This window comes from Streptomyces halobius (genome assembly GCF_023277745.1).
In the GTDB taxonomy this organism is placed as follows: Bacteria; Actinomycetota; Actinomycetes; order Streptomycetales; family Streptomycetaceae; genus Streptomyces; species Streptomyces halobius.
The window spans coordinates 5,172,667-5,184,893 of the sequence record NZ_CP086322.1 but is presented as its reverse complement, the minus strand read 5'-3'; the positions used below and the strand labels follow the sequence as shown (position 1 = coordinate 5,184,893).

Annotated in this window: 12 protein-coding genes and 3 pseudogenes; 11 read left to right on the top strand and 4 right to left on the bottom strand. The window is 68.6% G+C overall.

Features of this window, described 5'->3' with window-relative positions:
* The first annotated feature begins 137 nt into the window (after positions 1–137).
* On the top strand, positions 138–293 hold the full coding sequence (locus tag K9S39_RS23570) for a gallidermin/nisin family lantibiotic (RefSeq protein ID WP_248865329.1): 156 nt from the start codon (positions 138–140) through the stop codon (positions 291–293).
* A gap of 136 nt (positions 294–429) precedes the next feature.
* Positions 430–1,824, top strand: a complete 1,395-nt coding sequence (gene cysS, locus K9S39_RS23565; RefSeq protein WP_248865328.1) for a cysteine--tRNA ligase — start codon at positions 430–432, stop codon at positions 1,822–1,824.
* 1,069 nt (positions 1,825–2,893) lie between these two features.
* Here cysS and K9S39_RS23560 read toward each other — a convergent pair.
* A pseudogene (locus tag K9S39_RS23560) lies at positions 2,894–3,265 on the bottom strand (tyrosine-type recombinase/integrase); the annotation flags it as partial.
* Between the two features lie 145 nt (positions 3,266–3,410).
* Between K9S39_RS23560 and K9S39_RS42480 the strand changes: the two are divergent.
* From K9S39_RS42480 to K9S39_RS23515, 9 genes and pseudogenes are all read left to right on the top strand, one after another.
* Positions 3,411–3,590 (top strand): annotated as a pseudogene (locus K9S39_RS42480) (hypothetical protein); the annotation flags it as partial.
* 224 nt (positions 3,591–3,814) lie between these two features.
* Entirely contained in the window at positions 3,815–4,876 is a 1,062-nt protein-coding gene (locus tag K9S39_RS23550) for a transposase domain-containing protein (RefSeq protein WP_248865327.1), read from the top strand.
* Positions 4,877–4,925: 49 nt separating this feature from the next.
* Positions 4,926–5,624 (top strand): STAS domain-containing protein, encoded by a 699-nt coding sequence (locus tag K9S39_RS23545; RefSeq protein WP_248865326.1) that lies wholly within the window; start codon positions 4,926–4,928, stop codon positions 5,622–5,624.
* Positions 5,625–5,649: 25 nt separating this feature from the next.
* Positions 5,650–5,961, top strand: coding sequence for an STAS domain-containing protein (locus tag K9S39_RS23540; protein ID WP_248865325.1), 312 nt, complete (start codon positions 5,650–5,652; stop codon positions 5,959–5,961).
* A 296-nt stretch (positions 5,962–6,257) separates the two neighbouring features.
* Complete coding sequence (locus K9S39_RS23535) at positions 6,258–7,499, top strand: PP2C family protein-serine/threonine phosphatase (RefSeq protein ID WP_248865324.1); 1,242 nt, start codon at positions 6,258–6,260, stop codon at positions 7,497–7,499.
* A 682-nt stretch (positions 7,500–8,181) separates the two neighbouring features.
* A complete protein-coding gene (locus K9S39_RS23530; protein WP_248865323.1) occupies positions 8,182–8,607 on the top strand; it encodes an STAS domain-containing protein in 426 nt (141 codons plus the stop codon).
* Between the two features lie 95 nt (positions 8,608–8,702).
* Positions 8,703–9,275 carry a hypothetical protein gene (locus K9S39_RS23525; RefSeq protein ID WP_248865322.1) on the top strand — a complete coding sequence of 191 codons (573 nt, stop codon included), beginning with the start codon at positions 8,703–8,705 and terminating at the stop codon, positions 9,273–9,275.
* Complete coding sequence (locus tag K9S39_RS23520; RefSeq protein ID WP_248865321.1) at positions 9,265–10,011, top strand: ANTAR domain-containing protein; 747 nt, start codon at positions 9,265–9,267, stop codon at positions 10,009–10,011. Before K9S39_RS23525 ends, K9S39_RS23520 begins: the two co-directional genes overlap by 11 nt.
* Before the next feature lie 79 nt (positions 10,012–10,090).
* Positions 10,091–10,807, top strand: coding sequence for a GAF and ANTAR domain-containing protein (locus K9S39_RS23515; RefSeq protein ID WP_248865320.1), 717 nt, complete (start codon positions 10,091–10,093; stop codon positions 10,805–10,807).
* 45 nt (positions 10,808–10,852) lie between these two features.
* Here the strand turns inward: K9S39_RS23515 and K9S39_RS42475 are convergent, their stop codons facing one another.
* From K9S39_RS42475 to K9S39_RS42155, 3 genes and pseudogenes are all read right to left on the bottom strand, one after another.
* Positions 10,853–11,107, bottom strand: coding sequence for a hypothetical protein (locus K9S39_RS42475; protein WP_319949577.1), 255 nt, complete (start codon positions 11,105–11,107; stop codon positions 10,853–10,855).
* 335 nt (positions 11,108–11,442) lie between these two features.
* The gene (locus K9S39_RS23505) at positions 11,443–11,799 is read right to left on the bottom strand and encodes a PRC-barrel domain-containing protein (protein ID WP_248868926.1); all 357 of its coding nucleotides are present in this window, start codon (positions 11,797–11,799) and stop codon (positions 11,443–11,445) included.
* A 144-nt stretch (positions 11,800–11,943) separates the two neighbouring features.
* Positions 11,944–12,201: pseudogene (locus tag K9S39_RS42155) on the bottom strand (ANTAR domain-containing protein); the annotation flags it as partial.
* Positions 12,202–12,227 lie beyond the last annotated feature (26 nt).

Below are 12,227 nucleotides of genomic sequence, written 5' to 3'. Positions count from 1 at the left end.
CAAAGCGCCGAGCCGACCAACTTCGACGTGAGCGCCGTGTGATCGGTGTGTGAATTTTGGCTGGCAGGCTGCTCTTCAGCGAACGGGCAAGCCGTTCCTGCCGACCCGGCATGGGTACATATTTGAAAGGTGGAAATATGTCTGACTTCGACCTCGACGCCAAGGTTGTTGCCGACGACGCCGGCGAAATGACCCCGTACATCACGAGCGTCTCGCTGTGCACCCCGGGCTGCGTCACCGCCGCGGGCTGCACCACGGCCAAGTGCACCCAGGGCTGCCACATCAGCAAGTAATTAGGGTCGCTTTCAGCGAGGCCGTTCCGGGTGCTCCTGCGCGCGCAGGAGCACCCGGCTCTTTTATTGGGGATTTTAAATCCCAGCAAGAGTCTGCAATAACACCGTCCCATCGACCTATCCGGAAGAGCGCTCTATGACGATTCGCCTGTACGACACCAGCGCCCGGCAGATCCGTGATTTCATCCCGCTGACGCCGGGCTGTGTCTCGATCTACCTGTGTGGCGCGACCGTGCAGGCCGCCCCGCACATCGGGCACATCAGGTCGGGACTGAACTTCGACATCATGCGCCGCTGGTTCGACTACCGCGGCTATGACGTCACGTTCGTGCGCAACGTGACGGACATCGACGACAAGATCATTGCGAAGTCGGCCGAGCAGGGCCGACCGTGGTGGTCGATCGGCTATGAGAACGAGGTCGCCTTCAACACGGCCTACGACGCCCTCGGCTGCCTCCGCCCGACCTATGAACCGCGCGCCACCGGTCACATCCCCGAGATGGTCGAGATGATGCGCGGCCTGATCGAGCGGGGCCACGCCTACGCCGCTGACGGCAACGTCTACTTCGACGTGAAGTCCTTCCCGGAGTATCTCCAGCTGTCCAACCAGGAGCTGGACAACCTGCTGCAGCCGTCCGGCGAGGGCGAGACCGGCAAGCGGGACCCGCGCGACTTCGCCATGTGGAAGGCCGCCCGGGACGGCGAGCCCAGCTGGGAGACCCCCTGGGGCCGCGGCCGGCCCGGCTGGCACCTGGAGTGCTCGGCGATGGCCCACAAGTACCTGGGCTCGGCCTTCGACATCCACGGCGGCGGCGTCGACCTGGTCTTCCCGCACCACGAGAACGAGATCGCGCAGGCCAAGGCGTTCGGTGACGACTTCGCCGCCTACTGGTCGCACAACGCCTGGGTGACCATGAGCGGCGAGAAGATGTCCAAGTCGCTGGGCAACTCGGTGCTCGTCTCCGAGATGGTCAAGCGCCGGCGCCCGATCGTGCTGCGCTACTACCTGGGCACCCCGCACTACCGCTCGACGATCGAGTACAGCGAGGAAGCGCTGCACGAGGCCGAGGCCGCGTTCGCGCGGATCGAGGGCTTCGTCCAGCGGGCCGTGGAGCAGGCCGGCGCCGTCGAGCCCGCGCCCGAGGTGCCGCCGGCCTTCGCCGAGGCCATGGACGACGACCTGGGCGTCCCGCAGGCCCTGGCGATCGTGCACACCACCGTCCGCCAGGGCAACGCCGCGCTGGCGGCCGACGACAAGGAGTCGACGGTGGCCCGGCTCGCCGAGCTGCGCGTGATGCTCGGTGTACTCGGCCTCGACCCGCTCGACGAACGCTGGGCCGACGGCGACGCGGAGCGCGGCGCCGAGCTGCACGGCGTGGTGGACTCGCTCGTACGGCTCGTCCTGGACCAGCGCCAGGCCGCCCGCGCCCGCAAGGACTACGCCACCGCCGACGCCATCCGCGACCAGCTCCAGCAATCCGGCCTCGTCATCGAGGACACCCCCTCCGGCCCCCGCTGGACCCTCTCGTGACCCCTTCCTGCCCCTTCGCCGAGGTCGTTGGCTGAACCCGTCAACATGATGCTTCTCACCTGTGGTTTTGCCGGGGAACCGGACAAAGGGGTGCGTTTGGATCCGGCTGGCCCCTGTCTTGATCCCTCTCGATCGTGTTCTGTGCTGCACGTGCAGCACAGCTCGTCGGGGCCAATTCAGCGTCTCGGATGCGCTGCCCGTCGGTCCGCCCATCTGTTGCTGCTGGGCGGTCAGTGCACCTGCGGCAGGTTCGGGTGCCTGGCTCGAAGGAGCGGTCCGGCCCGACGGCGAGTCCTGCTGCTCCGCTCGCCGGCCTGAAGCCTAGTCAGCAGGCCGCCATGCGTGAGCGGACGGTGAAGCATGAGCCCTCAGAAGCAGGACCGAGTACCAAAGCCGGGTGGTGCTGACCCGCAAGGACAGCGACCCGGCAGCGGCGCCCGTGAAGGCAACGCTCCAGCGCCTGCGGAGGAACTTCGGTCCGGGGCCGCATCGCCCGCCGTGCCAGTGTCGTGCCAGATAGGCCGGTAAACAACGGTCACCAAGGGGCAGAAAGTCAAGTGGGTACCGCTACGCCAGCTGCGGCGTCTTCGCAGGTCAGGACGGCACTAGGTGCGCGAATGCACCCTGATTCCCAAGCTCAGAGCGCGGGTTCGATTCCCGTCACCCGCTCCATAGTTGAGGCCCAGGTCAGTGACCTGGGCCTTGGTTGTTGTTTAGACCTCTCGCGAGCCCGGGCACCACTTGCGCACCCACTTGGCGACGGAAATCGCCCCGCAGGAACCCTCCCCCAGAGGGGACTCGATCATCATTCGATATCGATCTTGCATTCCGAGACGGACTTTCTGTGATCCGCGCCACCAACTTTGGGCTGCCCTTCTCGTCGGCGGCTGAGGCTCCACGTAAAGCCTCCGGACTGGACCCCTCCCTAACGCCCTTGTAAATTAAGGCGGTTGGCGCGTCCTGAGGTCCGTAGAGATCTTGTCGCTGAGTGACCGATGCCCCGCTGAGCAGCCGAAGCCGGGGGCCGGCACGTGACGTGTCGGCCCCCGCTGGGCGTTCCGAAGTCGGCTCAGAGGCGGCGCACCACTCGCGCACCACTTGAGTGGTGCGCCGCATCCGGCTGCGTCTCCGCGTCTTCGCCGGCAGCCTGCTGCCGCTCGGCCCTCACCCGGGCGTCGAGTCCGTTCGCGACCTCCTTCTGCCGGGCCAACGTCGAGTGCTGGTAGATCAGTGCGGCCTTCTCCGACGACTGGCCCGCGCGCACCATGACGTCCTTGAGCGTGGCGCCGGACTGGGTCGCGAACGTGTTGCCGGTGTGGCGGAGATCGTAGAAGCGGAAGTTCTCCGGCAGACCGACCTTGGTGCGCGCCTTGCGCCACTTGCGCCCGAAGGTCGAGCGCCGGAAGGGCGCGCCTCGTTCACCCACGAACAGCAGCCCGTCCCGCGCCGAACAGGAGAAAGCCCGCCGCGCAGGCCAGCAGCCCCGCCACTCGTGGATCAAGGCGCACAGGGCATCGAGGGAAGTCGTCGGCGCGGCCGGAGTCGGGGGCGAAGCCGTCCCAGGAGGCGACCAGGTGCGGGTCGGTGTGGTCCTTGGCCTTCTTCGTGTCGAACAGGTACCGGATCAGGCCCGCGGTGTCCTTGCCAACGACCTGGACAACCCCGTGATCATCACTGGCTACAAGGCCGCCCGCACCAAGCCACTCACCCCGGCGAAGAAGCAGGTCAACAAGCTGATCGCGTCCGTCCGCGCAGTCTGCGAGCACGCCTTCGCGCACCTGAAGAACTGGCGGATCCTCACCAAGCCCCGCCTCCAGGTCCGTCACGCCACCACGCTTCTGCGCGCCCCGCTCGTCCTGCCCAACATCGAAATCGCACGCTGCCAGACGATCTCGACGCCAGGCAACCACCCCGACCAGCACGAGTACACGAAACACGACCCACACCAGCCCCGTGACCAGCGACTTCAAGATGGTGGATCTTCCTTGGCTTGGCGCTATTCTCGCCGGCGCCGTATCTGGAGGTGCTGCGGCATCTGGCCGAGGGGTTGCGGGGAGCCGGGCTGTTGGGGTCATGGCGGGTCCCGGCGAAGTCCTCACTGTTTCGGGCGAGGGAGCGACTGGGGTCAAAGCCGCTGCGGGTGTTGTTCGCCGCCACCGCCGGGCCGCTGGCGGACGTGCGGACGCCGGGAACGTTCTGGCGTGGGCTGCGGCTGGTGGCAGTGGACGGCAGCTGCTGGGATGCGGCCGACAGTCCCGCAAATGAGAAGGAGTTCGACCGTCCGGGCAACGCTCGTGGCCCGGACAAGGCAGCGTTTCCGCAGGTGCGGATGGCCGCACTGGTGGAGTGCGGCACACATGCGGTGCTGGATGCGGAGTTGGACGGCTGCCGTGTCGGGGAGCTGACGTTGTCTGCTCGCCTGGTCCGTTCCACCGGCCCGGGCATGGTGGTACTCGCTGACCGGGAGTTCCTCGGCTTCCCGTTGTGGCGGGCCTTCACCTCCACCGGCACCCACCTGCGCGGCCAGCTGCGTGGGTTGGCCCACTCCCACGTCGGCTGGCTGTTCCGCGACGACCCCACTCCCGCCGTGCGTTACGCCCCCGACCTGCTCGCCGACCGCGACATCCGCGCCGTCTCCCGGGCTTTCCCAGCCCTGTGCGTACTCACGCCAGCTCTCCCCTTCGCGCTCGGCTGGGCGATCGGCGGCACCTGGCTGCACGCCACCACCGCCCTGCTGTGGGCGGGGCTTGTGCGCATCGCGCTGCTCCACCACGTGACCTGGAGCGTCAACTCCCTGTGCCACGTGATCGGCCGACGCCCCTTCCGCACCCGGCGCCATGACCGGGCCACCAACCTGTGGCCACTGGCCCTGCTCTCCTTCGGTGAGAGCTGGCACAACCTCCACCACGCCGACCCCACCAGCGCCCGCCACGGCGTCGAACGCGGCCAGCTCGACCCCTCCGCCGCCGTCATCCGCCTCCTCGAACGCCTCGGCTGGGTACGGGACGTGCGCTGGCCCACCCCGGACCGCATCGCCGCCCGCCGCACCTGAACTCCTGCGCAGGTAAGGGTTTTGCGGGCTCTTTCCGTCTCCCGCCCCGGTGGATCCGGGACTACCCTCACATCAGGACGTCGACGTTCCAGACCCCGACGGCGCGTTGCTGCTGAGCACACACCTGCCGGGCTCTCAGCCTGCACCGCCGGCCTCCGCCCGGCCGGTCGCCCGGAACCGGAGGCGCCATGTCCCTGTCCCATCTGAAGTCCGCCGGCACGACGAGCGGAGCCGGGCGCTGATCACCCTGGCCGGCGAGCTCGGCCTTGAGACGGCACCTTTGGCCAGCGCGTCCCTGCGGGAGTGTCTGTACGGGGGTATGCGCACGCTCGACGTCGACCTGACCGCCGTCACCTTCTGCGACATGAGCGGGCTCAACGCCTTCCTGGATGCTTCCGCGCAGGCCACCAGGGCAGGCGGAGCCCTGCGACTGCACCACCCACCGCCCTCGCTGCGGCGGATCCTCCCCCTCACCGGCTGCGCCTTCCTGCTCGACAGCACACCGGCGAGCCGCACCGGGGGCACGCCCGCCCCGCGGCGGGCCGCGCCCTGTCGGCAGGTGCGCGATGATGGCCGCCTGCTCCGGTCCGGGCCACGAGCGCTCCGCCCTGGACACGGCGCGCCTGCGCCGCCTGAACCGCTGGCAGGCCGACACGCTCCGAGAGGACCTGGCGGATCTGTACGTCGAGTGCGCCCGGGAACATACTCCCGGGCCATGGACCGCGCGAGGAGCGGCCGGGACCCATGAACCGAGGCGTCTGAACCGAGGCGTCATGACTCTTCCGCAGCTGAACATCTACCGGCACGACCGGGGCAGGCGGGCACTGATCACCCTGGCCGGTGAGAACGACCCGGCCACCGCGCCCCAGGTGCGCGCCGCTCTGGAGCGGTGCCTGAATGACGGCATCACCACCATCGACGTCGATCTGACCACCGTCGGCCTCTGCGACAACAGCGGCCTGAGCGTCTTCCTCGGCGCGTCGCGGCACGCCGCCGAGACCCACGCGTCCCTGCGGCTGCACCACCCGTTCCCGCAGACCGCATGGCTCCTCGCGGATACCGGCTCCGATCTTCTGGTCCTGTGATGGCTCCGGGAGAGCTGTGGTGCGCAACGATACGGAGAGTCATCTGTTCTGACCGTGTGCGACATGCCCGCGCCTGGCGTAATGGGCTGTTCGGGGTGGCCGACCGCGTCACTGTGTGCGGGTTGATCGCGGTCGTTTCGGGAACCCGTGTGCACAGATCACGTGAGCGGGTCGAGCGCATCCGCCGTGGCCCCAGGACGGACCGCGCGTGCCGGTGCGGGCGCTGGATTCGCGGCACGAGGTGAGCATGGACATGGTGACCGAAGCTTCGACGACGCCGGTGCGGGGGTGCGGTTATGGCGGAAGGTGAGCGCCGATCTGACGAGGGCATGCTGGACCGGTCGGAAGGGTTCGGTGAGCGACTGCTGGGGGTGCTCATTGACCGGGCACACGAGATGCCGCCCCAGCTGATCGCCCCGCTGATCGCGGAAGAGGTGGCCAGGGTCGGTGGCCGCGACGTCTCGATCCTCCTGCAGGACTATGGCCAGTTGGTGTTGGTGCCGTTGCCGGGTCGGCGGCTGATGGTCGGCGAGCCTGAGCCGATCGGTGACTCTCCCGCCGGCACAGCCTTTCTGCACGCGACCACTGTCGAGGTGCCGCAGCTCGATGGCATCCGGATGTACCTACCGTTGCTGGACGGCAGCGACCAGGTGGGCGTGATGGCCCTCACCCTGGACGCCGTCGATGACGACGACCGGCGGCTGCTGCGCAGGCTCGCCGGCCTGGTCGCCGACATGCTGGTCACCAAGCACAGCTACACCGATCAGTTCTTCCTCGCCCGGCGCCGCGAACCGATGAGCCTGACCGCGGAGATCCAGTGGTCCCTGCTGCCGCCGCTGGCGATGTCCGTCCCGCAGGTCGCGGTGGCCGGAATCCTGGAGCCCGCCTACGATGTCGCAGGCGACAGCTTCGACTACGCCCTCAACGAGGACACCCTGCACGTGGCCATGGTCGATGCGATGGGCCACGGCCTGGACGCCGCCACGATGTCGACCGTCGCCGTCGGGGCCTATCGGCACGCCAGACGTGCCGACATCGGCCTGTCCGAGATCTACACGTTCATGGATCGGGCCATCGCCGAGCAGTTCGGGCCCGACCACTTCGTCACCGCCCAGATGATGCATCTGAACACCGCGACGGGCCACCTGCAGTGGGTCAACGCGGGCCACCCCGCACCGCTGCTGATCCGTGACCACAAGGTCGTCCGGCAACTGGGAGGCCCGACCACCTTGCCCGTCGGCTTCGGCGGTGAAGAGCCCCGGATCTGCGGGCAGATGCTCCAACGCGGCGACCGAGTGCTGTGCTTCACCGACGGCCTGATCGAGGAGCACGAAGCCGGCGAAGAACAATTCGGCGAAGAACAACTCATCCACTGGGTCAACCGGATCGAACACACAGCGAAGGGAGTACGAGCGGTGGTGCGCGCACTCTCCCACGCCCTGAAGCAGCAACGGGGCGGCCGCACCACCGACGACGCGACCCTCTTCCTGATCGAATGGCGAGGGGGCGCCGCCGACCACCTCGCGCTCCTTGAGTGAGCCGACAACCGCACCACCGAAGACAGGACCGACGCCACAGGGACCCGCTGCCTGGCCAACCTCGGTGCGCACTCGCCCCTGGCCGTCCGCCGGTGCGCCCCTGACCACGGCCGCACGGAACTGGGGCCCTCACGAGCCCCCCACGTCAGAAACGCGACCTGAGGGAACAGGGATTACCGAATTACGTGACGCCAGCCCTGGGGAATCACACGACCAGATCCTGCGGAGTCGAACTGTTCGACTCCGTCATGCGAGCCACCTCCTGGGGCGGTGCACGGGGTGCCGTACTCGGGCGGCCGTCATGAGTGCTTTCCGTCCGACTGCCGTTGCGATGCCTCGGACATGCGCGAGCCACCGCGTTCTTTGCACCGTCCACATTCTGGGATCGGGCAGCTTCGAGCCTCCCATCGAGCGACGCGAGGACTACGCTGCTGTGTAGACGTCCCAGACCCCGGCGGCATGCTGTTACTGAACGCAGATGGCTGCGGGGTGCGGACTCTTCGTCTGTCACCCGGCGCGTCCCTGGAGGGAACTGGGTGGGTCTTCTGTCCTGCTGCGCAGGCTGTCCGACCGGCCGTTGCTCTGCCTCCGCCGAAAATACGCCCCTGCCGGGAGCGCTCCACAGGGCCAGAACTCCGGCCCACCGTGCCCGCTGCCGGATGGTCTTCCGAACCGAGGCATCATGCCCTTGCCACAGCTCGCCGTCCACCGCCATGACCGAAGGACACGGGCGCTGATCACCCTGGCCGGTGAAATCGACCTCGAATCCGCGCCGTTGGTGCGCGTGTCCCTGGAACGGTGCCTGCGGGACGGTATCCGCGCCATCGACGTCGACCTCACCCCCGTCGTCTTCTGCGACTGCAGCGGGCTCAACGCATTCCTCCACGCTGCGCAACAGACCACCGTGGTCGGCGGGACCCTGCGACTGCACCATCCGCCGCCGATGCTGGCTCGGATTCTCGACCTCACCGGCTGCGGGTTCCTCCTCCTCGGCCTTCCGTTCGGCCACCTGCCACCTCCTCTCGGGGACACCCCGGCCACGCCCGCCCCAGCCCCGCCGCACGGGTCTGTCCAGTTGGTTCCTGTCCTCTCGGGTGATGTCCGATGACGGCCGAACCCGGGCGGGGACAGTCACGGAAGCCGGGGGACGGTGAGCCCTCCGCCATGGCTCCGGCGCGGTTGCGTCGGCTGAACCGTTGGCTGGTGGAGGACCTGCGTGAGGATCTGGCGGATCTGTATGTGGAGTCCCGCGCAACGGCGCCGGGTGATCCATACCGCCGTCCCAGCCGCCAGGACTTCCTGAACCGTCTCACCACGTACATGCGCCGACCGGGATTCGCCGTGGTGATCGCCGAGATGGACGGACTGATGGGATGCGCCTTCGGATTCCCGGTACGCGGCGACGGCTCCTGGTGGTTCGGCTTCGACGGAGCATTGCCGCGCAGCATCGATCAACTCACGGTGTCCGGCAGGGCCTTCGCGTTCGGTGACATCCTGATCCGGCCGCACCCGCAGGACCGGGGCCTCGCCCGTCGTGTGCAGGAGCGGTTGCTGACCGGGCATCAGGCATCGCTCGGCGCCACCCTGGTGGACCCGGCCGATCGCCCAGCCCTCGCCGCACTCCGCTCCTGGGGGTGGCTGGACATCGGAGAGCTTCGCAGGCCGGCGGGCGCCACCACGTTCCGCGCGCTGGTACTTCCCCTCGGGGAACGCACCACGGCGAGGCTGGAGGGCCTTGTCACGATGCCTGGAGGCGGTGACCCGGGTGGGCCCTGACAGCCGGTCGACCCGCATTCGGATGCTGGTGGCCGAGCAGGCGGCCCGACGAGGTGCCCGGATCGGTGTGGTGGACGTGTGCACCGCGGCCGTGGCCGCGCTGCCGGTCGGCGGGGCCGGGCTGTCGGCGATGTCCGACGCCGCGCCGAGCCACCCGCTGTGCAGCACCGACGACATCAGCGAGCGGTTGGAAGAGCTCCAGCTCACGCTGGGCGAGGGGCCCTGCGTGGACGCCTTCCTGCACGGCTCGGCCGTACTGACACCCGATCTGCTCACCCGTGACCTGCAGGACCGTTGGATGGTGTTCGCCGAGGCGGCCCTGGAAGCCGGGGCACGCGCGGTGTTCGCGCTCCCTCTGCAGATGGGGGCGATCAGCCGGGGAGTTCTGGACCTGTACGCCCACGTTCCGGTCCGGTTGAACGCAGAGGAACTGGCGGACGCGTTGGCGTTCGCCGATCTCGCGACTCTGGTGCTGCTCGCCGCGCGAATCGACGAGACGGGCGGGCCGCGCGGTGGCCCCGTCGAGGACCTGGGCGCGTACCGGGCGGAGATCGACCAAGCCAGCGGCATCCTGACCGTCCAGCTCGGCGTCGGCATCGAAGAAGCCTTCGTCCGGCTCCGCGCCTACGCCTATGCACAGGGACGCCGGCTCGCCGACGTGGCCGCGGACGTGGTGGCCCATCGGCTCCGTTTCTCACCGGATGCGGAGCCGGACCAGGCCGATGAGGAATCCTGACCGATCGGTGCCGACCGAGAAACGTGCCGTACTTCCCGCCCCTTCAGGCAGGGACTAGTCTCAATCAAGGGTGCCCACGATGGATCAACAGCTTCTGGCCAAGACCTTCGTCGAGCTGGCCGACAATCTGGTCGCCGACTTCGACCTCATCGACTTCCTGCGCCTGCTGACCGACCGCTGCGTCGGCATGCTCGACGCGAGCGCCGCCGGGGTGCTGCTCGCCGACCGGGACGGCAAACTCCGCGTCATGGCCGCCTCCGACGAACAGGTACGCCTGCTGGAGCTCTTCCAGCTCCAGAACGCCGAAGGCCCCTGCCTCGATTGCTTCCGCACCGGCGCACCGGTGATCATCCACGACCTGACCCGGGAGATCGATCGCTGGCCGCGCTTCGTCACGGTGGCCCACCGCAGCGGATTCGGGGCCGTCCAGGCCCTGCCCATGCGTCTGCGGGACGAGACCGTGGGCGCCCTGAACCTTTTCCGCGCCGCGCCCGGCCCCTTCAACCCGCCCGCCACACTCATCGGTCAGGCGCTGGCCGACGTCGCCACCATCAGCCTGCTGCAACAACGCACCGTCCACCGCAGCACGGTGCTCAACGAACAGCTGCAGACGGCGCTGAACAGCCGGGTGCTGATCGAACAGGCCAAGGGGAAGCTCGCCGAACGCCAGAGCATCGACATGGAACAGGCGTTCAGCGCGCTGCGCGGCTACGCCCGCGCCCACAACCGGCGCCTGGCCGACGTGGCCCGCGCCTTCATCGACGACTCCGAACCCCTCGCCGGGCTGGGGTCCTGACCCACGCCCCGGCGGGGGACCGTGACTGCTCTGCGCCGTCCTCGATCAGACGACGGTGGAGCCGCCCCAGTTCCGGTCATGACGTGGATCGCTCGCGTGAGCTCGGTGTTGGTCTTGGTCCAACTCCTGCTCGTTGAAGCGGGGCGGCGCCGGACTGCCAGGGCGTTCGGGCAGCGCCCGCAGCAGCGGGCGGAGCGCCTCACGGTTGACGATCACGTCGAAGCCGGGCTCCGTGCCACCGAGAGTGTCGGTCAGTGGGTAGCTGTGCTCGGAGCGGCCGGGTACAGCGTCCAGGGACACCGCGGTGAAGCTACAGCGCCCCCCTCGCCCAGCCGTACCTCCTGCTCCCACGCGTGCCGACGGCCGTCCTGGACGAAGGCACCGGCGAGTTGAGCTCACAGCTCCCAGTGCCGTCCGCTGGGCGCGTGCGCCGTCATCTCCGGTCCGCCGCATGAAGGCGCCTCCCAGGCCCGGGCGTTGGAATACGGCGCCAGGGCCATACCATGCCGCGTGCCTGGTCGATCACCGCACGGCTCGCCAGCGCCCGCCCCACCTGCTCGCTTCTGGCGCGCAGTTCGACGACCTCGGCCAGCAGAGCCGCGAGCCCCGCCGAAGGCACAGCCGTCCATAGGTGGTCAGCGGCGCGCCAGTTGCCGTTCTCCGGCCGCACCGGGCTTGTAGGCCAGTCCGTAGTGCTTGAAGATCGCTTCCTCCTGCTCGGCGGGCAGGACGTCGTCGGTGCCGATCGAAGGGGCCTGCTTCACCAACGTTCTGACATAGCCGACCCTGAGATAGTCCGGCCCGGCGACCGCATCATCGAGAGGTACGAAGACCAGACGGTGCCGGGTGGGCAGTCCGGTCCGTACCGTGGCCATGGCCGGCTCATCGGTGGTGGTGTCCACATAGACCGCTTCGAGGACACCGATCTTGTGCGACTCGGTGTCGACGACATCGCGGTTGCGCCATTCTCGGACGTCGGCTGCGTGAATCATGACCTCTCCCTGCCTGGACGACTGGCCTGAGGGCCGTGAGTCGCACCCCTGGTTTTCCACGTGAAATCGCCGCAGCGTACGACGCAGCGCCCGTTCCATCCGCTCCGGGAACGGCTTGCCCTCCCAGGCGGCGACCAGGGCCGCGGCCACCTCCGGAAGTCCGGCGTCGCACTGCCGTGAGACATCCACCAGCAGGTTCCTGGCCGGCCCGCGGCGGCAGGGGGTCAGGACCATCATCATGCCGCGGGCCTGGTCGATGACCGCACGGCCCGCCTGCGCCCGCCGCAGCTGATCGTTCTCTGCGCGCAGTGCGACGACGTCCTCTCCCGCAGGTGCGTTCCCCCACGTGGCCTCGGTCCGCAGATCCCACCACTCCTGTGGGATCACGGTTGTGCGTTGCATGGCATGCACCCCTTGACGATCTCGAC

What these genes read in the sequence shown, in the direction of transcription:
- K9S39_RS23570 (WP_248865329.1), top strand. Translation starts at nt 138, where the DNA reads ATGTCTGACTTCGACCTCGACGCCAAGGTTGTTGCCGACGACGCCGGC.
- cysS (WP_248865328.1), top strand. Translation starts at nt 430, where the DNA reads ATGACGATTCGCCTGTACGACACCAGCGCCCGGCAGATCCGTGATTTC.
- K9S39_RS23540 (WP_248865325.1), top strand. Translation starts at nt 5,650, where the DNA reads ATGACTCTTCCGCAGCTGAACATCTACCGGCACGACCGGGGCAGGCGG.
- K9S39_RS23535 (WP_248865324.1), top strand. Translation starts at nt 6,258, where the DNA reads ATGGCGGAAGGTGAGCGCCGATCTGACGAGGGCATGCTGGACCGGTCG.
- K9S39_RS23530 (WP_248865323.1), top strand. Translation starts at nt 8,182, where the DNA reads ATGCCCTTGCCACAGCTCGCCGTCCACCGCCATGACCGAAGGACACGG.
- K9S39_RS23515 (WP_248865320.1), top strand. Translation starts at nt 10,091, where the DNA reads ATGGATCAACAGCTTCTGGCCAAGACCTTCGTCGAGCTGGCCGACAAT.
- K9S39_RS23505 (WP_248868926.1), bottom strand. Translation starts at nt 11,799, where the DNA reads ATGATTCACGCAGCCGACGTCCGAGAATGGCGCAACCGCGATGTCGTC.